At 72.6% G+C, this 20,570-nt stretch carries 15 protein-coding genes; 3 read left to right on the top strand and 12 right to left on the bottom strand.

The window, feature by feature from the left end; all coding sequences use genetic code 11:
- Positions 1 to 61: 61 nt before the first annotated feature.
- Both lipA and lipB read right to left on the bottom strand, forming a co-directional pair.
- Complete coding sequence (lipA, locus tag OG766_RS09520; RefSeq protein WP_266374696.1) at positions 62 to 1,027, bottom strand: lipoyl synthase; 966 nt, start codon at positions 1,025 to 1,027, stop codon at positions 62 to 64.
- Positions 1,028 to 1,129: 102 nt separating this feature from the next.
- Positions 1,130 to 1,984 carry a lipoyl(octanoyl) transferase LipB gene (lipB, locus tag OG766_RS09515; RefSeq protein WP_266374698.1) on the bottom strand — a complete coding sequence of 285 codons (855 nt, stop codon included), beginning with the start codon at positions 1,982 to 1,984 and terminating at the stop codon, positions 1,130 to 1,132.
- Between the two features lie 273 nt (positions 1,985 to 2,257).
- Between lipB and OG766_RS09510 the strand changes: the two genes are divergently transcribed.
- Positions 2,258 to 3,706 carry a regulator gene (locus tag OG766_RS09510; protein ID WP_266374700.1) on the top strand — a complete coding sequence of 483 codons (1,449 nt, stop codon included), beginning with the start codon at positions 2,258 to 2,260 and terminating at the stop codon, positions 3,704 to 3,706.
- Between the two features lie 46 nt (positions 3,707 to 3,752).
- Here the strand turns inward: OG766_RS09510 and OG766_RS09505 are convergent, their stop codons facing one another.
- From OG766_RS09505 to OG766_RS09490, 4 genes are all read right to left on the bottom strand, one after another.
- Complete coding sequence (locus OG766_RS09505; RefSeq protein WP_328725028.1) at positions 3,753 to 5,990, bottom strand: alpha-L-fucosidase; 2,238 nt, start codon at positions 5,988 to 5,990, stop codon at positions 3,753 to 3,755.
- Complete coding sequence (locus OG766_RS09500) at positions 5,987 to 8,236, bottom strand: family 20 glycosylhydrolase (protein WP_328725026.1); 2,250 nt, start codon at positions 8,234 to 8,236, stop codon at positions 5,987 to 5,989. Before OG766_RS09500 ends, OG766_RS09505 begins: the two co-directional genes overlap by 4 nt.
- A 119-nt stretch (positions 8,237 to 8,355) precedes the next feature.
- On the bottom strand, positions 8,356 to 9,681 hold the full coding sequence (locus OG766_RS09495) for an FAD-dependent oxidoreductase (protein ID WP_328725024.1): 1,326 nt from the start codon (positions 9,679 to 9,681) through the stop codon (positions 8,356 to 8,358).
- A 312-nt stretch (positions 9,682 to 9,993) separates the two neighbouring features.
- Positions 9,994 to 10,884: a TIGR01777 family oxidoreductase gene (locus OG766_RS09490; protein ID WP_328725023.1), complete on the bottom strand. Its 891-nt coding sequence runs from the start codon at positions 10,882 to 10,884 to the stop codon at positions 9,994 to 9,996.
- Positions 10,885 to 10,919: 35 nt separating this feature from the next.
- Here OG766_RS09490 and OG766_RS09485 point away from each other — a divergent pair, with 35 nt between their 5' ends.
- A complete protein-coding gene (locus tag OG766_RS09485; protein ID WP_328725022.1) occupies positions 10,920 to 11,531 on the top strand; it encodes a GNAT family N-acetyltransferase in 612 nt (203 codons plus the stop codon).
- Here OG766_RS09485 and OG766_RS09480 read toward each other — a convergent pair.
- Together OG766_RS09480 and OG766_RS09475 are read right to left on the bottom strand one after the other, a co-directional pair.
- Positions 11,521 to 12,213: a TetR/AcrR family transcriptional regulator gene (locus tag OG766_RS09480; RefSeq protein ID WP_328727452.1), complete on the bottom strand. Its 693-nt coding sequence runs from the start codon at positions 12,211 to 12,213 to the stop codon at positions 11,521 to 11,523. The genes OG766_RS09485 and OG766_RS09480 overlap by 11 nt on opposite strands.
- A gap of 112 nt (positions 12,214 to 12,325) precedes the next feature.
- Entirely contained in the window at positions 12,326 to 12,844 is a 519-nt protein-coding gene (locus OG766_RS09475) for a DUF4240 domain-containing protein (RefSeq protein WP_328727451.1), read from the bottom strand.
- A 110-nt stretch (positions 12,845 to 12,954) separates the two neighbouring features.
- Between OG766_RS09475 and OG766_RS09470 the strand changes: the two genes are divergently transcribed.
- Positions 12,955 to 13,875 carry an SDR family oxidoreductase gene (locus tag OG766_RS09470; RefSeq protein ID WP_328725021.1) on the top strand — a complete coding sequence of 307 codons (921 nt, stop codon included), beginning with the start codon at positions 12,955 to 12,957 and terminating at the stop codon, positions 13,873 to 13,875.
- Here the strand turns inward: OG766_RS09470 and OG766_RS09465 are convergent.
- From OG766_RS09465 to sucB, 4 genes are all read right to left on the bottom strand, one after another.
- Positions 13,866 to 14,834, bottom strand: coding sequence for a helix-turn-helix transcriptional regulator (locus OG766_RS09465; protein WP_266378093.1), 969 nt, complete (start codon positions 14,832 to 14,834; stop codon positions 13,866 to 13,868). The genes OG766_RS09470 and OG766_RS09465 overlap by 10 nt on opposite strands.
- 174 nt (positions 14,835 to 15,008) lie before the next feature.
- Positions 15,009 to 17,693 (bottom strand): pyruvate dehydrogenase (acetyl-transferring), homodimeric type, encoded by a 2,685-nt coding sequence (gene aceE, locus OG766_RS09460; RefSeq protein ID WP_328725020.1) that lies wholly within the window; start codon positions 17,691 to 17,693, stop codon positions 15,009 to 15,011.
- 371 nt (positions 17,694 to 18,064) lie between these two features.
- The gene (locus OG766_RS09455; RefSeq protein ID WP_266374715.1) at positions 18,065 to 18,688 is read right to left on the bottom strand and encodes a GntR family transcriptional regulator; all 624 of its coding nucleotides are present in this window, start codon (positions 18,686 to 18,688) and stop codon (positions 18,065 to 18,067) included.
- Positions 18,689 to 18,798: 110 nt separating this feature from the next.
- Positions 18,799 to 20,568: a 2-oxoglutarate dehydrogenase, E2 component, dihydrolipoamide succinyltransferase gene (gene sucB / locus OG766_RS09450; RefSeq protein ID WP_328725019.1), complete on the bottom strand. Its 1,770-nt coding sequence runs from the start codon at positions 20,566 to 20,568 to the stop codon at positions 18,799 to 18,801.
- Positions 20,569 to 20,570 lie beyond the last annotated feature (2 nt).

Below are 20,570 nucleotides of genomic sequence, written 5' to 3'. Positions count from 1 at the left end.
GGGGAGCGTACGGGCCGCGCCCAATTGGCCGTTACCGGCCGGTAGTTTCCTGTGCGGGAGTTCACACCGCCTGCGTAACGGCGATCTCCCCACGCTTCTCGATGGCCTGCTGGAAGAGGCGGCCCGCGCGGTACGAGGATCGCACCAGCGGACCCGACATCACTCCGGAGAAGCCGATCTCCTCGGCCTCCTCCTTCAGCTCCACGAACTCGTGCGGCTTCACCCAGCGCTCGACGGGATGGTGCCGGACCGAGGGCCGGAGGTACTGGGTGATGGTGATCAGCTCGCAGCCCGCGTCGTGCAGGTGCTGCAGCGCCTCGCTGACCTCCTCACGGGTCTCGCCCATGCCGAGGATCAGGTTCGACTTGGTGACCAGGCCGGCCGCGCGGGCCTCGGTGATCACCTTCAGCGAGCGCTCGTAGCGGAATCCGGGGCGGATGCGCTTGAAGATCCGGGGGACGGTCTCGACGTTGTGCGCGAGGACCTCGGGGCGGGAGGAGAAGACCTCGGCCAGCTGGTCCGGCTCCGCGTTGAAGTCGGGGATCAGCAGCTCGACCTTGGTCCGGCCGGCCTCGCGGTCCGCGGTCTGGGCGTGGATCTGGCGCACGGTCTCCGCGTACAGCCAGGCGCCGCCGTCCTCCAGGTCGTCGCGGGCGACGCCGGTGATCGTGGCGTAGTTCAGGTCCATCGTGACGACCGACTCGCCGACGCGGCGGGGCTCGTCACGGTCGAGGGCCTGCGGCTTGCCCGTGTCGATCTGGCAGAAGTCGCAGCGCCGGGTGCACTGGTCGCCGCCGATGAGGAAGGTGGCCTCGCGGTCCTCCCAGCATTCGAAGATGTTCGGACAGCCGGCCTCCTGGCACACCGTGTGCAGACCCTCGCTCTTCACGAGCTTCTGCAGCTGGTTGTACTCGGGGCCCATTTTCGCCCGGGTCTTGATCCACTCGGGCTTGCGCTCGATGGGGGTCTGGCTGTTCCGGACCTCCAGACGCAGCATCTTGCGTCCGTCGGGTGCGACAGCGGACACGACCGGCTCCCTACACTTCGATTCCTCGGCGCACACCAGGGTACGCCCGATGATTGTGATGCCCTCACCGGTGGCCAACCTCTGGCCAGAGGCGGGCATTCCTCAGGCTGTCGGCGCCGGGGCCGGCTCGGGCTCGCGCCCCGTCCCACGCCCGGCGTCCAGGCCGGTTTCCCCCTCGACCTCCCGCGGCCGCAGATCCGCGTTCTCCAGGACCTCGCGCAGATGCCTCTCGACGACCGGGAGCACCTCCGCGATGCTCACGTCCCGGCCCAGTTCGTTCGCCAGCGAGGCCACCCCCGCGTCCCGGATGCCGCACGGCACGATCCGGTCGAACCAGGTGTTGTCCGGGTTCACGTTCAGGGCGAAGCCGTGCATCGTGACGCCCTTGGCGACCCGGATGCCGATGGCCGCGAGCTTGCGGTCCTCACGCCGCTGGCCGGCGTTGGACGGGGCGTACTCCGGTCCGCTCAGCCGCGGGTCGAACTCGTCGTCGTGCAGGCGCGGGTCGAAGTCGAGCGAGAGGCCGCCGAACGCCGGGCGCTGCTCGACCGGGTCGCCGAGCACCCACACACCGCTGCGGCCCTCGACCCGGGTGGTCTCCACGCCGAACTCCGCGCACGTACGGATCAGCGCCTCCTCCAGCCGCCGGACGTGGGCCACCACGTCCACCGGGCGGGGCAGCTGCATGATCGGGTAGCCGACCAGCTGGCCGGGCCCGTGCCAGGTGATCTTCCCGCCGCGGTCGACGTCGATGACCGGCGTGCCGTCCAGCGGGCGCTCGCTGTCCTCCGTACGCCGCCCGGCCGTGTAGACGGGCGGGTGCTCCAGCAGCAGGCAGGTGTCGGGGATCTCGCCGCCGAACCGGGCCGTGTGCACACGGCGCTGCTCGTCCCAGGCCGCCTGGTACTCGACGGCGTCGTCGCCGAAGCCCAGATGGACAAATCGCAGCTCGCTCACCGTTGTGCCTCCCTAAAGCTTTCACGGTGCACTCATCGCGCCCCCGGCCACTGTACGACTCGTGTCGCACCCGTCAGCGCCGCCCTCAATCCTCACACGATCGGATGAATGCCGGACGAACGTGGCGGTTGGGTCGGTATGGGCCGCTAAATTCGCGCCGTTCCTCCCCCGGAGCTTCTCCCCCAGAGCCGCGCCTGGGGGGGAACCCCCAGGAGGCACCCCCAGGCTGCGAGGGCCGCACCCGGGCCCGGAAGGCAGGAGACCGCACAGCTGATGACGGACCGACCCCCGCAGCGCACCCCCAACCGCCAGCTCGCCGCGCTCATCGCGGAAGCCGGATTCTCCAACGCGGGGCTCGCCCGCCGGGTGGATCAGCTGGGCCTGGAGCACGGCCTCGACCTGCGGTACGACAAGACGTCGGTGACCCGCTGGCTGCGCGGACAGCAGCCGCGCGGCACGACGCCCGCGCTCATCGCCGAGGTCTTCACCCGGCGGCTCGGGCGTCGGCTGTCGGCGCAGGACCTGGGGCTCGACGCGTGCGCGCCGGTCTACGCGGGTCTGGAGTTCGCGGCCACGCCCGAGGAGGCCGTGGACATCGTCAGCGGGCTGTGGCGCAAGGACTCCGGCAGCCATGCCGAGCTGCGGAAGATCGCGTTCACCCCGGCGGGGCTCGTCGTCCCGAGCCGGGACTGGCTGATCGGGCGCGCGGACGAACAGGTGAGCCGCGGCGATCCCGCGCAGAACGGCGGGCCGGTGCGCGTGCCCTCCCAGGGCCGCTCCACCGTGCCGCGGCAGCGCGGCACCGACCGCGGGCCGGGCCAGCGCGTCACCCCCGGCGACATCGCGGCCCTGCGGTCGGTCGGCGAGCTCTTCCGCACCCTCGACCACGCCTACGGCGGCGGACACGCCCGCCAGGCACTCGTCCGCTACCTGGAGCACGAGGCCGAGCCGATGCTGCGCGGCACGTACGGTGAGAACACCGGGCGCCGGCTGTTCGCGGCCGCCGCGGATCTGACCCGGCTGGCCGGCTGGACGTCGTACGACATCGCCGCGCACGGTCTCGCGCAGCGGTACTTCGTCCAGGCCCTGCGGCTGGCCCAGGCGGCCGGTGACCGGGCCTACGGGTCGTACGTGCTGGTCACCATGGCCCGGCAGGCGGTCTACCTGGGGCACGGGCGGGAGGCCGTCCAGCTGACCCGGGTCGCCCAGCAGGGCGTCGGTTCCGCCGTACCGCCCGTCGTCCAGGCACTGCTCCACGCCGTCGAGGCCCGCGGCCACGCGGTGCTCGGTGAGGTACGCGCCGCCACGGCCTCGCTCGTACGGGCCGAGCGCGCGCTGGACACGGCGCGTCCCGGGGACGACGCGCCGCACTGGGCACGCTTCTTCGACGAGGCGCAGCTCGCGGACGAGTTCGGGCACTGCCACCGCGATCTGCAGCAGTTCCGGGCGGCCGTGCAGCACGCGGAGCGCTCGCTGCACCTGCGCGCCCCCGGGTACGCGCGCAGCCGGCTCTTCTGCCGAATCGTCCTGGCGACGGCCCGGCTGGGGCTGGGGGAGCTGGACCAGGCGTGCGCCCTGGGTGCGGAGGCGGCGCAGCAGGCCTCGGAGATGCGGTCCGCCCGTGCGATCGAGTACGTACGGGACTTCGAGCGGCGGCTCGAGCCGTACCGCGACGCGGCCGCGGTACGTACGTACCGGGACCGCGTCGCGGCGATGGGCTGAGCAGCCGGCGCCGTCCGGCGGGACGACGCTGTGCTTAGGAGAGGAACTACGACCGGCTGCCTCTGAGCTGGACCTCCGCGAGCGAGAGCGGGTTCGTCGGGGACGACAGCTGGATGCGGACGTGCCGGGCCGTCGTGCCCGGCGGCAGCGGGACCGTGGTCGGGCGGCCCGCCCGGGCCGGGACGTGGATCGCCGTGACGCCCGGGGTCGCCTTGGCCTCCTCGAGACCGTCGGCCGTGATCGGGTCGTCCGAGGCCAGCAGCCAGAAGTCCGTGAGCCGGTCGGCACAGCAGTCCGTACGGTTCCAGATCTGCGCCTCCTCCAGCCGTGCGCTCGCGCCGAGATCGACCTGCCACCACGCCTGGTGCGACGGCTCGGCCGTGTGCGTCACCGATCCGCCGGAGAACGCGCCGTCCGTGTCGCCGTCCACCGCGCGTGAGGCCGGGGCGTCCCAGGCGGTCGACGACTGCGTGGCCGGGCGGCCCTTCGCCAGGTTCTCCCGGGCGACGGTCACCTTCACCTCCGTGGTCGTCGTCAGCCGGCCGTGCCGCAGGGTGATGTCCAGCGTGTACGTGCCGGACGCCGCCGACGCGGGCGGGGTGAGCGTGAACGGGACCTTCGCGTCCGCGCCGGGGCCGAGCGGCTTCAGCCGGGCCGTGGACGGGGTGACCGTCCAGCCGTCGGGGGCCGACAGCCGCAGGTCCGTCGAAGGCGCCGGGCGGCGGGAGGTGTTGGTGACGGTGAGTCCGCCGTCCGCCGTACGCCCCGGGTTCAGCTCCCGCGGCAGCTCGGTGCGTGTCCGCACCAGGCTGTGCACCCCCGGAGTGGTGACCTTGAAGACGTACGCGTGCTTGCCCGCCTGAGCCGGGGTCCTCACCACGACGCGGCCCTGTGCGTCCCGGTGCCAGGCCAGCTGCCCGGCCTTCGAGCCGAGCAGGGTGATCCGGGAGCCCGCCGTGACCGGGGTGTCGGAGCCCAGGGTCAGTTCGGCCCCCGGCCACGTCAGCGCGGTCGCGTAGAGCGCGCCGTCCTTCACCGTGTAGCGGACGTCGTCGTCGCCGTACGGCTCCTCGGCGTGGTGCCAGTACGTCGTCCCGTAGATCGCCTCGCCGTTCGTCCCCAGCCACGCTCCCATGTCGAGCAGCCGCTGCCGCTGGATCTCCGGGATCGTGCCGTCGCCGCGCGGGCCGACGTCGAGCAGCAGATTGCCGTTCTTGCTGACGATGTCCACGAGCGAGTCGACGAGCTGGTCGGACGTCAGATGGTCCTCCTCCGGCTCGTTCTGGTTGTAGCCGTACGAGTGGGCGATGCCGCGGCTCGCCTCCCACTTGTTCGGGTCGATGTCCGCCTTGACCGTGTACTCGGGCGTCTGGAAGTCGAGTTCGGTCGAGTCCAGGGCACCGGTCTCGATCTTGCAGCGGTTGGCGACCGCGACCTCCTTCGGCTTCGGCCGGTTCTTGGCCCTGTTGTAGTAGTCGGCGAGGACGGGGGCCGTCCTCCAGTACGAGGCAGGCTTCTCCCACTGGCCGTCGCACCACAGGATGTCCGGGTCGTACCGCTCGATCAGTTCCCGCATCTGCGGCGCCATGTAGTCGGCGGCGTAGTCGTCGACCGCCGGGGCTCCGGTGTACGCGACGGTGGCGCCCGTGTACGGGTTGGTGGCGGGGCGGCCGGTGTAGGACGGGTTGAACCACTCGTACAGCGAGTAGTAGAAGCCGGCCTTCAGCGTCTCTCCCCGGCCGTCCTTGCGGGCGGCGGCGAAGAGTTCGCCCGCGAGGTCCCGGCGGGGGCCGAGGTCGACGCTGTCGCGGCCGGACACCTCGGAGTCGTACAGCGCGACACCTTCGTGGTGCTTGGAGGTGAGCACGAAGTACTTGGCCCCGGCGTCCTTGAAGAGCTTCACCCAGTCGTCCGGGTCGTACTTCTCGGCCTTCCACTGCCCGATGAAGTCGTCGTAGTCGGCGTCCGCGCCGTAGGTGTCCCGGTGGTGGGTGTTGGTGGCGCTGCCCGGGGAGTTCATGTAGTTCCAGTACCACTCGGCGTAGCTGCCGCGCGGGCCCCAGGCGGGCACCGAGTAGGCGCCCCAGTGGATGAAGATGCCGAACTTGTCGTCCTCGAACCACGTCGGTGTGGGGTGGCTGTTGAGGGACTCGACGGTGGGTTCGTAGTCCTTGCCCCCGTCTGCGCCCCCGCCTCGGGCACCGTCCCCGGCGCCCGAGGCGGGCGGTGCGAGGAGCAGTGCCGCACAGGCGGCGAGGGCCGCCGCGGCCGCGGTGCGTCTCACTGTGCATCCCTTCGGAGGAGGTCGCGTACCTGTCCGGGGCTCAGCGCCTCGTCCCAGGTGCGCAGTTCGTCGAGATCGCCGCGGAGGCTCGCCTTCTCGGTGCCGATGGAGCGCAGCGGCAGCGGGACGGATGCCTCCACGGTGCCGACGCGCTCGCCGTCGGCGTACAGGGTGGTGCGGCCCGGCTCGGCCACCCAGGTCAGCAGGGTCCAGCGGTCGAGCGGGAGGGTGTAGGGGAAGGAGTGGTCGGCGGTGCCGTAGCGGGTGAGGCCGACCCGGCCGGTGCCGTACTGCATGAGTTTGAGCGCGCCCGCCTTCGAGCTGAGCAGCACCTGGTCGGCGGTGCGGGCGGTGGGGCGTACCCGTACGGAGACCGTCCACGGCTCGGCGGTGTCGAGGCCGCCGAGGCCGACGCCGTCCCGGTCGTGGTCGAAGCGCCAGGCGCCGCCGGTCGCGCCGTCACCGGTGACGGGCGTGGGGTTGTTGATGATGTACGAGGTGCCGGGCAGGGCGCCCGCGACGTCCTCGGCGTAGAGGGTGTTGCCGGGGCTGCCCGCGTACGTCCAGCCGCTCGGGTACGGGGCCGGGTCGAAGGTCCAGTGGTGGCTGGGGCGGCCGTCGTCGGTGCGGGGTGCCACGGGCAGGGGACGGATGCCGGGCGGGTCGCCGAGGCGGGCGACGAGGGCGCGGAAGCCGTCGACCGTGTCGGGGGTGGGGGAGGCGTTCCAGGCGCGGTCGGCGAGGATCGCGCGGGCTGCCGCCATCTGCTGCTCGAAGTAGCCGTCGTCCGACCAGAAGTTGTAGTCGGCCCAGTTGACCAGGCCGGAGCCGAGCATGTCGGGCGTGGTGCTCGGGGCCCAGGTGTCGTACATCCAGGGCTCGTCCGGATACAGGTGGTGGTAGTTGTTCGGGGTGACGTAGAAGGGGCCGATGGCGATCTCGTCATGGCCCGGAATGGCCGGCTCCGCGCCCGTGCCCTCCCAGGTGATGAAGACGACCGGGCCGTGGACCTTCTGCTGGGGCGCGGCGAGGTGCTCGGAACCGTTGTAGACGGCGGTGCGCCTGCCGTGCTTGCTCACGACGTCGTCGAGGGTGTTGATGTAGCGGTTGAGCAGGTCGCCGAGGGTGCTGACGTCCGGGTCCGCGGCCAGGAAGTCCTTCACGCGCGGGCATTCGGCGAGTTGGCCCGGGACCTCCTCGGCGCCGATGGCGAACAGCGGCGCGTCGAACCAGCCCGCGAACTCGTCGACGATCTCCTCGGTCTTCTCCACCGCCCGCTCACTGGTCATGTCGATGATCCAGTCGGCGGTGAGGTGCGAGTGGGTGTGCGCGCCGGTGCACGGGGCCGAGCCGGTGCCGTTGTCCGCGCCGAAGCCGATGCCGAACGCCTCGCTGATGACGGTCGCATGGCCCGGGACCTCGATGCCGGGCATCAGCTGGACGTGGTGGCGGGCCGCGAAAGCCTTGAGGTGCTCGATGTCGGCGCGGCTGTAGCTGTGGCCGGGGTCGGCGAGCCCGGGGAACTTCGGGCTGTGGAGGCGGAAACCCTCCGACTCCGACAGGTGCAGGAACAGGGTGTTGAGCTTCTGGTCGCCCATCCTGCGGATGAGGTTCTCCAGGTAGGGGATCCGCCAGTACTTGCGGCCCGCGTCGAGATGGACCGTGCGGACGGCCTGGGCGGGCCGGTCGGCGGCGCGGGCGCGGGGGAGCGAGTGGTGGTCGGGGGCGGTGGCGCGGAGCAGCTGGAGGAGCGTGCGGGTGCCGTAGAAGAGGCCGTGCGTGGAGGCGGCTTCGACGGTGACGGCGCCGCCCGTGTCTCCGGCAGTGCGGCTGCCGCTGCCGCTGTCGAAGCGGTAGCCCTCCGCCCCGAGTCCGGTGTCCGTGAGGCGCAGAACGATGTCGCCGGGGGCCGGGTGGCCGTACGCGATCCGGGGACGCAGCCCGCTGACGCTCGCGAGCTCGGCCCGCAGCTGATCGGCGAGCCCGCGCACCGACTGGCGTGCGGGACCGGGGAGTTCGGCGCGCCCGGCGGGAAGCGCGGTGGCCCGGGCGCTGCGGGGGTCCACGACGATGCGGGTGCGAGGGGTGAGGACGGTACGACCGCCGAGGTCCGTCCAGTCGGTGGGGCGCGGGACGACGGACGGTGGCGCCGTGGCCCCTGGCTCGCCCGCCCCAGCGGCAGTGGGAGTGATAGCTCCGATGACTAGGCTGAGGATGAAGAGGAGCACGGGCATGGCTCGGCGCACTACTGCCTCCCGGTGTCACTCCTGGCATCAAGGGACACGGGGACCGTAGTGCTGTGTCAGGTCACTGACAAGAGCTGGCGACAAGAGAGGTCGGATGTATTGCTGCTGGACTCCCAGAGCTACGCCGCAGCCGTGCTGAGGGAGGACGGGCTGAGCTCCGGCTGGATGCCGAGGTCGCGCAGGACCGCGTGCGCCGCCCTCCGGCCGGAGAACAGGGCGCCCTGGACGGTGCTCGTGTCGCGGTGGTCGCCACAGACGTAGAGCCCGCAGAGGAGCCGAACCGGGCGGCGTGCGTCGTGCGGCGGGGGCATCGCCGGTACGGCCTCCGGGTCGTGGTGCGCGTCCAGCAGCTCCCAGTCGGCGGTGGACGTGCCGTACAGCGTGGCGAGATGCGTACGGACCCGGCGGTCGAGCCCGGCGGGCGGGCGGCCGAGGACGGTGGACGTGATCAGCACCCGGTCCTCCGGCGCACGGGACGGGTCGACCTCGCTCATCACCGCGGTGTGCGCGACCGGGCCCGGGCCGTCCGCGTCCAGGAGCAGGGCCGGCTCGGCCAGCGGCGGTGCGGGGGCGGTGTGGTGCAGGACCGTCACGGGGTGGAAGTCCGGGACGCGCAGCCCGGGCAGGAGCGCGGCGGCGGCGCGGGCGCCGGTGGCCAGGAGCAGCGAGCGGCAGGTGAACGTGCCGTGCTCCTCGGTGGTGACGGAGCTGATCGACGCTTCGGTGACCCGGGCGCCGGTGAGGACGGTGCCGGGCGGGAGGGCGTCCGCGAGCGCCTCGGGAAGGGTCGCGGCGCCGCCGGCGGGGACGCAGAGCCGGCCGCGGGCGAAACCGCGCAGGACGAGGTCGGCGCAGCGGCTGGAGGTCGTGAGCTCCGGGTCGCCGAGGAGGGCGGAGAGCAGCGGACGGAGGAAGGAGTTGACGGTACGAGGGGGGAGCCCGCGGGCGAACAGGGCCTCGTGCGTGGGCAGTTCACGGCGGGCGAGCAGCCGGCGGGGCGGGGTGGCCGCGAGCCGGCCGAGCGCGGCGGCGAGGCGGGCCTGGTCGATGGCGCCACCGAGAGGCGTGCGAGGGGCGCTCGCGAGGGCGCGCGCAGCCGTGAGTGCGCCCCTCGCGCTCCGTGCGTGGCGTACGCCGCGGGTCTCACCGGCGCGGTGGTGCCGGCCGTCGCTGTGCACGAGCACGCCGGGGGTGAAGGTCCGCAGCGGCATGCCGGCGAGAGCAGGGTCACGGCGGAGCTCCGGATACGACGTGTTGAGCAACGGGCCGACCCGGTCCAGCCGGAACCCGTCCAGGTCCTCGGTGACCATCCGGCCCCCGACCCTCGGTTCGGCCTCCAGCACGAGGACCGTGACCCCCGCACTGGTCAACCTGTGAGCCGCCGCGAGCCCGGCGATACCGGCTCCGACGATGACGACGTCCGCGTGGCGTGCGCTGCTGAGCACGTGCCCCTCCCCGGGTCGGCGCGGCTGGTGTGGGGGCTCATGCCCCCAACCGGCGAGCGGAATGCCGAAGTTCGGATCGAGCGTAGAAACCTCGCCACCGACCGCGACGCGCGCGCGTCGGGGCGCCCGGTGGCACGGGGTCGCACGGGTGCCTCCGGCGGGACGGGCACGGGTTGCCCGGTGCCGTGACGGCGTCTCGTGGGGCGGTTCCCGTGCGGGACCCCAGGGACTCGGGCCGGGACTCGGACCGGGACTCCGGCCGGATTCGGACTCCGGGGTTCCGGCGGTTGCCTTCCCGGCCGCGCCGGCGGCTCAGTCGAGGGCCGCGCGGATCGCCTCCTCGATGGACGGGTGGCTGAACGTGAAGCCCGATTCGAGCAGCTTCGCCGGCAGTACGCGCTGGCTGCCGAGGACGTCCTCGGCGAAGTCGCCGAGGTAGACCCGCAGCGCGATCGGCGGGACCGTGAAGAGCGTCGGACGGCGCAGGACGCGGCCCATCGCCGCGGTCACCTCGCGGTTCGTGAGGGGGTCCGGGGCCGTGAGGTTGACCGGCCCGGACAGGGTGTCCGTGTCGACGATGTGCCGCAGTGCCGCGACCTCGTCGTGCAGGGAGATGAAGCTCCAGAACTGGCGCCCCTTGCCGAGCCGCCCGCCCAGGCCCGCCCGGAAGACGGGGAAGAGCCGGCCCCACGCCCCGCCCTCGCGGGCCACGACCAGGCCCGTACGGGCGAAGGCCACCCGGATGCCCGCCTCCTCGGCCGGCGCCGCCGCGTCCTCCCACTCCTCGCACACCGAAGGCAGGAAGCCGGCGCCGGGCGGTGCGCTCTCGTCGACCGCGCGGTCACCCGTGTCGCCGTAGTACCCGACCGCGGTACCGCACACCAGCACCCGAGGCGGTTCCTCCAGCGACGCCACCGCCTCGGCGATCGCGGCCGTACCGAGCACCCGGCTGTCCCGGATCTCCTTCTTGTACGCGGCCGTCCACCGCTGCTCGCCCACGCCCGCACCCGCGAGATGCACCACCGCCTCGCAGCCGATGAGCCCCGCCGCGTCCACGTGCTGCCGTGCGGGATCCCACTCCACCTCGTCCGCGGCCCGCGGCGCCCGCCGCACGAGCCGCACCACCTCGTGCCCGTCCTCACGCAGGGAACGTACAAGTGCCGTACCGATGAGCCCGGTCGAGCCGGTGACCGCAATGCGCATGTCTCACATCCTCCCCCCATGACACAGTGGCCGCCATGTCCGAACCCGGCACCCTCTTCTCCATACGCCCGGCCCGTGGCTGCGACGACGCCGCGCTCGGCGAGCTCGACCGCGCCACCTGGTCCACGCTGCACTCCGTGCAGGCCCGCCCGGTGCCGCCGTACGGCCCGTTCTTCAAGGCCCACCGCCCCGAGGACTACCTCGTCGCGGAGACGGACGACGGCGACGGCCGCGTCGACCACGGCGACCACGACGCCCGCGGCGACCACGACGCCCGCGGCGACCGCGACGGCGGCTGCGACCGCGGCGAGCACGACGACCGCCACGGCCGGATCGCCGGATTCATCTGCGTCGTCGCCCCCACCCCGCTCGCCTGCCACCGGCACGTACGCCAGATCCAGGGCCTCGCCGTGGCCGCCGGGGCGCGCGGTCAGGGCGTCGGGCGGGCGCTGCTGCGGGCCGCGGGGGATGAGGCCCGGCGTCAGGGCGCGACGCGCATCACCCTGCGTGTGCTCGGGCACAACACCCCGGCCCGCCGGCTCTACGAGTCCGAGGGGTACGCCGTGGAAGGTGTCCTGCCCGGTGAGTTCTACCTGGCCGGGCGTTACGCCGACGACGTGCTGATGGGCCGTTCGCTCACCCGGTAGCCCGCCCCGCGCCCGTCAACGGGCGCATCCCGCCCATCAGTTCGCGCAGACACCGCACAGCGAGCTCCGACGGCGAACCCGGACCCGCGAGCGGCGGGGCGTCCGCCTCGGCCCAGGTCTCCAGCGCGATCCTGACCGCGTCCGTGGCCACCGCCGCGGCCAGCCGAACCTCCAGCGGTTCGGCGTCCGGCCCGGTCAGCGCGGCCAGCACCGGCAGCAGCTGCTCCTCCGACTCCTGGTTCACCCGGTACCAGACCGCCCGCAGCGCAGGGTCCCGCAGCGCCGTACGCACCAGCCAGCGCGTCCAGCGCAGCCACTCGGCCGAGGTACCCGGCGGCACCGACAGCGCCTCGGCGAGAGTCCGCTCCAGCAGCTCGGGCAGCTCGGGCAGCTCGGGCCCCGTGGCGGGCCCGGGTCCGGGCGCGACCGCCGTCAGCCGCACGCGCCAGCGCTCGGCGCCGATCGCGAACAGCGGGCCGACGGCATCGCGCTTGTTGCGGAAGTACCGGTAGAAGGTGCGCAGCGCCACCCCGGCACGGTCCGCGATCTCCTCGGCCGTGGTGCCGTCGGGCCCGCGCTCGGCGAACAGCTCGGCGGCGGCGCGCGCGATCTCCAGCCGGGTCGTGGCCTTGCGGCGCTCGGTGAGCGGCCGACGCGGCGACGGCGGGGACGGCGGCGTGATGTTCACCGGAGAAAGCGTACGCCCGGCACCGGCCGGCGCCGGGCGGGCCGCGCCTCCCGGGTGCCCGCGCGTGTTGCGCGCGCCCGGCGGCAGGCGCGCGGCGCGGGCGGCGCTACGTTCCGAAGCGCTCCCAGAGCGCCGGGAAGCGCTCCGCCAGCGCGCGGTCGTCGTCGAAGTCGAACGGCGTGCCCTCCGGTTCCGCCGACTGCGCCGGGATCCCCAGATCGGGTGCGACCGCACCGGTGAGCTGTTCGTACGCCTCGTCGGCCGCGTACCCCAGCTCCTCCCCGTCCCCGTCGATCTCCTCGTCGAAGTCGTCCAGGAGCTCGGACAGGGAGTCCGGGTCGTGCACCGCGCCCTCGAACACCTCGCGCCCCTGGCCGATGAGCCAGCACCGGAAGTAGTCGAAGGCGTCGTCGCTCGCGCCGCCGAGCAGGACGGCGGCGGCGGCCCACAGGTCCCAGCGGTACGCGCGGTTGTACCGCGATTCGAAGTGCCGGGCGAAGTCCAGGACGGAGTCGGGGTCGAGCTGCAGCAGCCGGTCGACGAGCAGATCGGCGTGTTCCTCGGGGTCGCCCTCGGCGGCCTCGCGCGTGCTGTCGATGATCTCCCAGAACTCCGTCTCGTCCATCACGGGACAAGCATCGGGGTTCGCGCTGACCTGCGCACGTGGAGCGGCCGAAACGCTCCCTTTCGGAAATGTGGACAGAGGGTGTCGCATTTCCGTGCGACCGTCCCGGCATGGTGACGAACACAGCACTGCAGGGGAAGATCGCGCTGGTCGCGGGTGCGACACGGGGCGCGGGCCGGGCCATCGCCGTACAACTCGGCGCGGCGGGCGCGACGGTCTATGTGACCGGGCGTACGACCAGGGAACACGTCAGCGAGGTCGGCCGGGCGACCGAGACCGTCGAGGAGACCGCCGAACTGGTCACCGCGGCCGGCGGCGAGGGCATCGCCGTCCCCACCGACCATCTCGACGTGGACCGGGTCCGCGCCCTGGTCGCGCGCATCGACGAGGACCACGGCCGCCTCGACATCCTGGTCAACGACGTCTGGGGCGGCGAACACCTCATCGTCTGGAACACGAAGATGTGGGACACGGACCTGGAGGGCGGCCTGCGGATGCTGGAGCTCGGCGTCCGCAGCCACATCATCACCAGCAGCTGCGCGCTGCCGCTGCTCGTACGCAACCCCGGCGGGCTCGTCGTCGAGGTCACCGACGGCACCGCGGAGACCAACCGCCGGTTCCGCGAGAACTTCTACTACGACCTCACCAAGAGCGCCCCGATCCGGATGGCCTTCGCGCTCGGCGAGGACCTGAAGAGCGTCGGCTGCTCCGCCGTCTGTGTCACCCCCGGCTTCCTGCGCTCCGAGCAGATGCTGGACACCTTCGGGGTGCGGGAGGAGAACTGGCGGGAAGCGATCGCCGGGCAGCCGCACTTCGCGATCGCCGAATCGCCCGTGTACGTGGGCCGGGCGGTGGCCGCGCTCGCCGCGGACCCGGAGCGGGCGCGCTGGAACGGACAGTCGCTGTCCAGCGGACAGCTCGCCAAGGAGTACGGCTTCACGGACGCCGACGGGAGCAGGCCGGACGCGTGGGGCTACTTCGAGGACGTCGTGTACGGAGGCGGGGAGGGGACGGCGGAGGACTACCGCTGACGGCGGGAGTAGAGGGCGTGCAGCCCTGCCGCGGCCTCCGTGAAGCGCTCACGGAGGCCCGCCGGCTCCAGCACCTCCAACTCCGCTCCGAGACAGAGGAGCTGAGTGAACGCCACCACGTCGGACTCGACGGGCAGCGTCACCGTGACCCACCCCTGACCGTCGGGCGGTCCCGCGGCCGCCAGGGCCTCCTCGGCGGCGGCACGGTCGGTGACGTACGCAAGCCGGCGCGCGCCGTCCGGGGAGAGCCGGACGACCACCTCGGCGCGCAGGATCGAGCGGGCGAACTGGGCGGCGCGCTCCTCCCAGAAGCCCGCCAGGTCGAAGGCCTCGTCCCGCTCGAAGCGGTCCTCGGTGAGGGCGACGGCGGTGAAGCGGTCGATGCGGTAGACCCGGAAGGAGCTGCCGTCGGCCCGGGCGCACAGATACCAGACCCCGGCCTTCAGTACGAGGCCGTACGGCTCCAGCCGCCGCTCGGCGTCCCGGTAGCGGGCCGTGACGACGCGGTCGTCCCACACCGCCTCGGCGACGACCGGCAGGAGGTCGGGGGTCGCCGGCTCCTGGTACCAGCCGGGCGCGTCCAGGTGGAACCGCCGCGCCGCCGAGTGCGAGGCGTCCTTCAGCGACGGCAGCAGCGCGGCGGACACCTTGAGCTGTGCGGCGGAGGCCGCGTCCTCCAGCCCCATCTCGCGCAGCGCCCCCGGCACGCCGGACAGGAACAACGCCTCCGCCTCGCTCCTGGCGAGCCCGGTCAGCCGTGTCCGGTACCCCCCGATCAGCCGGTAGCCCCCGGCCCTGCCCCGGTCCGCGTACACCGGAACGCCTGCCTCCGAGAGCGCGAGGGCGTCGCGCGTGATGGTGCGCTCGGAGACCTCGAGCTCCTGGGCGAGCTCGGCGGCGGTCATGGAGGGACGGGACTGGAGGAGGAGAACCATCTTGATGAGGCGGGCGGCACGCATGCGGGCCATTTTCCCCTCCCCGCCCCTCCCCGCCCTTCCCCGCCCTTCCCCGGAGCCTCCTCGCCCGGGGGGCCGCGCCTCCTGTGCCCCTGCGGGCGTGGGGAACCCAGGACGCGCAGGCACGACGCCCCCGTCACCCAGTGGGCGACGGGGGCGTCACTGCGAGGGAGAGCCTCAGAAGCCGTACCGCTCCCGGGCGTCCTTGACCGCGGAGGCCGGGACCTCGCCGCGGCGGGCGAGCTGGGCCAGGGCGGCGACGACGACCGACTGGGCGTCGACACCGAAGTGGCGGCGGGCCGCCTCACGGGTGTCCGAGAGACCGAAGCCGTCCGCGCCGAGCGAGGACCAGTCCTGCTCCACCCACTGCGCGATCTGGTCCGGCACCTGACGCATGTAGTCGCTGACCGCGAGCACCGGGCCCTGCGCGCCCTCCAGCGCCTGGCGTACGTACGGCACCCGGGACTCGCCCCGCAGCAGTGCCGCGTCCGCCTCCAGCGCGTCGCGCCGCAGCTCGGTCCAGGAGGTGGCGGACCAGACGTCGGCCGTGACACCCCAGTCGGAGGCCAGCAGCTGCTGCGCCTGAAGCGCCCAGTGGATCGCCGTACCCGACGCGAGCAGCTGGATGCGCGGGTTGTCCGCCGCGCCCTCGCCCTCGTTGAAGCGGTAGAGACCGCGGACGATGCCCTCGTCCACGCCTTCCGGCTTCGCGGGCTGCACCATCGGCTCGTTGTAGACGGTGAGGTAGTAGAAGACCTCCGAGTCCTCGTCCGGGCGGGCCTCGCCGTACATCCTGCGCAGACCGTCCTTGACGATGGCCGCGATCTCGTACGCGAACGCCGGGTCGTACGTCAGCGCCGCCGGGTTGGTCGCCGCGATCATCGGCGAGTGACCGTCCGCGTGCTGCAGGCCCTCACCCGTCAGCGTCGTACGGCCGGCCGTGGCGCCCACCAGGAAGCCCTTGCCGAGCTGGTCGCCGAGCTGCCACATCTGGTCGGCGGTCCGCTGCCAGCCGAACATCGAGTAGAAGATGTAGAAGGGGATCATCGTCTCGCCGTGCGTCGAGTACGTGGTCGACGCGGCGATGAAGTCGGCCATCGAACCGGCCTCGGTGATGCCCTCGTTGAGGATCTGGCCGTCCTTGGCCTCGCGGTAGTACATCAGCTGGTCGCGGTCGACCGGCTCGTACGTCTGGCCCTTCGGCGAGTAGATGCCGAGCGACGGGAAGAGCGACTCCATACCGAAGGTGCGCGCCTCGTCGGGGACGATCGGCACCCAGCGCTTGCCGGTGTCCTTGTCGCGGATCAGGTCCTTGACCAGGCGGACGAAGGCCATCGTGGTCGCCAGGGCCTGCTTGCCGGAGCCCTTGTCGAAGGCGGCGAACGCCTTCTCGGCGGGCGCGGGCAGCGGGGCGAGGGGGTGCACGCGGCGGGCCGGGGCCGGGCCGCCGAGGGCGGCGCGGCGCTCCTGGAGGTAGCGGACCTCGGGGGAGTCCGCTCCCGGGTGGCCGTAGGGCACCTGGCCGTCGGCGAAGGCCGCGTCGGAGATCGGCAGGCCGAGCAGGTCCCGCATCGTCCTGAACTCGTCCACCGTCAGCTTCTTCATCTGGTGGTTGGCGTTCTTGGACGCGAAGCCCTCGCCGAGCGTGTAGCCCTTGACCGTCTGGGCCAGGATCACCGTCGGGGCGCCCTTGTGCTCCACGGCGGCCTTGTACGCGGCGTATACCTTGCGCGGCTCGTGGCCACCCCGCGAGAGGTGGAAGCACTCGAGGATCTTGTCGTCGGACAGCAGCTTCGCCATCTCGACGAGCGCGGGGTCCTTGCCGAAGAAGTCCTCGCGGATGTAGGCGGCGTCGCGGGTCTGGTACGTCTGGACCTGCGCGTCCGGGACCTCGCGGAGGCGGCGGACCAGGGCGCCGGTGGTGTCGAGCTGGAAGAGCTCGTCCCAGGCGTTGCCCCACAGGCTCTTGACGACGTTCCAGCCGGCGCCGCGGAACTGGGCCTCCAGCTCCTGCACGATCTTGAAGTTCGCGCGGACCGGGCCGTCGAGGCGCTGCAGGTTGCAGTTGATGACGAAGGTCAGGTTGTCGAGGCCCTCGCGGGCGGCGAGTGCCAGCGCCGCGGTCGACTCGGGCTCGTCCATCTCGCCGTCGCCGAGGAAGGCCCAGACGTGCGAAGCGGAGACGTCCTTGATGCCGCGGTTGGTCAGATAGCGGTTGAAGCGCGCCTGGTAGATCGCCGAGAGCGGGCCGAGGCCCATGGAGACCGTCGGGAACTCCCAGAGCCAGGGCAGTCGGCGCGGGTGCGGGTAGGACGGCAGGCCGTTGCCGCCGGACTCCTGGCGGAAGTTGTCCAGGTGGGCCTCGGTGAGGCGGCCGTCGAGGAAGGCGCGGGCGTAGATGCCGGGGGAGGCGTGGCCCTGGATGTAGAGCTGGTCGCCGGAGCCGTCCTGCTCCTTGCCGCGGAAGAAGTGGTTGAAGCCGGTCTCGTAGAGCCAGGCGGCGGAGGCGAAGGTGGCGATGTGTCCGCCGACGCCGTGCTTGGCGCCGCGGGTGACCATCGCGGCGGCGTTCCACCGGTTCCAGGCGGTGATCCGCTGCTCCATCGCCTCGTCGCCGTCCACGGCGGGCTCGGCGGCGGTCGGGATCGTGTTGACGTAGTCCGTCTCCAGAAGCTTGGGCAGATCGAGCCCTGAGACACCCTCGGCGTGCTGGAGGGTGCGTCGCATGAGGTACGCGGCGCGGTGGGGGCCGGCGGCCTTGGTGACGGCGTCGAGGGAGGCCGCCCATTCGGCGGTCTCCTCGGTGTCACGGTCCGGGAGCTGGTCGAGCTCGCTCGGAAGCTTGCCTACGGGGTCGGTCATGACGCCGCCTTCCGGAGAGGAGGGGGGTGGAGATGGGGCCTTGTCTGGCAGGACGGGGCCGACGGACTGGTGAGTCCGTGGTCGACTGTAAGCCGACGATCGATGATCGATCAAAGTTTGAAGCGAAAAACTTCTTCAGATCGACAAAGTCGGCACAGGGTGCCGCGAAATAGGGCACCGGGTGCCGAGATCTTTCGGTGCAGAGTGAGGCCCCGCACCCCGGACGGGGCTCCCACGGCGGGCGGGCGAGGCGCACCGCTCACGGGGGCGGGCACTCGACGAGGGTGCCGCGAATCGACGGGCAGGCAATGCCCCGGCGAGCTGCCGACCCCGCGGTACCGCTACCTCTGCCGGAGGCCGAGCCGGAGGCGCTACGCGCGAGGGGCGCAGCCGAGGACGTGGGACTTGACCAGGGTGCCGATCTGGGGGTCGCGGCGGCGGAAGGCCGCGACCAGTTCCTCGTGCTCCTCCGCGTAGGACTTCTGCTTCGTGCCCAGCCACCGGATGGACAGCGCGGTGAAGACCTCGATCCCCAGGCCCTCCCACGTGTGCAGCAGCACCCCGTTGCCCGCCGCCTTCACCAGCTCCCGGTGGAACGCCACCGTGTGCCGTACCTGCTCCGTCCCGTCCGCGGCGCGGTCCGCCTCGTACAGCGCTGCCACATGCGGCTCCAGCGCCGAGCAGTCGGCCGCCAGCCGCTCCGCGGCCAGCTCGGCCGCGATCTGCTCCAGACCGGCCCGGACGGGGTAGCTCTCCTCCAGGTCCGCAGCCGTCAGATTCCGTACCCGTACGCCCTTGTTGGGCGCCGATTCGATCAGCCGCAGCGACTCCAGCTCGCGCAGCGCCTCCCGCACGGGCGTCTGGCTCACGGCCAGCTCCGTGGCGATCCGGCGCTCCACGATCCGCTCGCCCGGCTTCCAGCGGCCGCTGACGATGCCCTCCACGATGTGCTCGCGGATCTGATCGCGCAGCGAGTGGACGACGGGCATGGTCATGGAAGCGCTCCTTCAAGAAGAGAAGACCCCTAGACAATACGGCGGCGCCCCTACCTGGGAGTACTCCCGGGCAGGGGCGCCGCTCGTGAGGCTGGTTACAGCCGGGTCGCTCAGAGGCCGAGCTCGACCTCGAACTCGCCGGCCTCCAGGATCGCCTTGACCGCCGTCAGGTAGCGGGCGGCGTCGGCGCCGTCCACCAGGCGGTGGTCGTAGGAGAGCGTCAGGTACGTCATGTCGCGGACGCCGATGACGGTGCCCTCGGCGGTCTCGATGACGGCCGGACGCTTGACCGTCGCACCGATGCCCAGGATCGCGACCTGGTTCGGCGGCACGATGATCGTGTCGAACAGCGCACCGCGCGAACCGGTGTTGCTGATCGTGAAGGTCGCACCGGCCAGCTCGTCCGGCGTGATCTTGCTGCCGCGGACCTTGCCCGCCAGATCGGCGGTGGCCTTGGCGATACCGGCCAGGTTGAGGTCGCCCGCACCCTTGATGACCGGCGTCATCAGGCCCTTCTCGGAGTCGACGGCGATGCCGATGTTCTCCGAGTCGAAGTAGGTGATGGTGCCCTCGTCCTCGTTGATCCGGGCGTTGACGACCGGGTGGGCCTTCAGCGCCTGGGCCGCGGCCTTGACGAAGAACGGCATCGGGGACAGCTTGACGCCCTCGCGGGCGGCGAACGCGTCCTTGGCCTGGGCGCGCAGCTTCATCAGCTTGGTGATGTCGACCTCGACGACCGAGGACAGCTGGGCCTGGCCGTGCAGCGCCTTCATCATGTTGTCGCCGATGACCTTGCGCATGCGGGTCATCTTGACGGTCTGGCCGCGCAGCGGGGACACCTCGAGGGCCGGGGCCTTCTTCGCGGCGGCCGGAGCGGCGGCGGCCGGAGCCGGCGCAGCGGCGGCGGCCTTCGCGGCCTCGGCGGCCGCGATGACGTCCTGCTTACGGATACGGCCACCGACGCCGGTGCCCTTGACCGAGGACAGGTCCACACCGCTCTCGGCCGCGAGCTTGCGGACCAGCGGCGTGACGTACGCGCCCTCGTCGGCGGCCGGAGCGGCGGGAGCCGGAGCGGCCGGAGCGGGGGCGGCGGGGGCCACCGGTGCCGGTGCCGGAGCCGGGGCGGCAGCGGCAGGCGCGGCCTGGACCGGCGCGGGCGCCGGAGCAGGAGCGGCCGGAGCAGCGGCCGGAGCCGGGGCGGCAGCGGGAGCCGGGGCCGCGGGGGCGGCCGGAGCAGCCGGAGCGGCACCCGGGGCGCCGATCACGGCGAGCTTCGCGCCGACCTCGGCGGTCTCGTCCTCGCCGACCGTGATCTCCAGCAGCACACCCGAGGTGGGCGCCGGGATCTCGGTGTCGACCTTGTCGGTGGAGACCTCGAGCAGCGGCTCGTCGGCCTCGACGGAGTCGCCGACCGCCTTGAGCCAGCGGGTGACGGTGCCCTCGGTGACCGACTCGCCCAGCGCGGGCAGCACGACGTCGGTGCCCTCGGCACCGCTGCCGCCGGCGGCGGCCTCGGCGGTCGGAGCCGGTGCGGGGGCGGCCTGCTCGGCGGCCGGGGCGGCCGCGGCGGGCTGCGCCGGCTCGGGGGCGGGGGCGGGGGCCTCGGCGGCGGCTGGGGCCGGGGCGGCAGCGGGGGCGCCCGTGCCGTCGTCGATGACGGCCAGCTCTGCGCCGACCTCGACGGTCTCGTCCTCGGCGACCTTGATGGACGCCAGGACACCGGCGGCCGGTGCGGGGATCTCGGTGTCGACCTTGTCGGTCGACACCTCCAGCAGCGGCTCGTCGGCCTCGACGCGCTCGCCCTCGGCCTTCAGCCAGCGGGTGACGGTGCCCTCGGTGACGCTCTCGCCGAGCGCCGGAAGGGTTACGGAAACCGGCATGG

The organism is Streptomyces sp. NBC_00259, from assembly GCF_036181745.1.
In the GTDB taxonomy this organism is placed as follows: domain Bacteria; phylum Actinomycetota; class Actinomycetes; order Streptomycetales; family Streptomycetaceae; genus Streptomyces; species Streptomyces pratisoli.
This window is presented reverse-complemented; position numbering and strand designations above follow the sequence as displayed.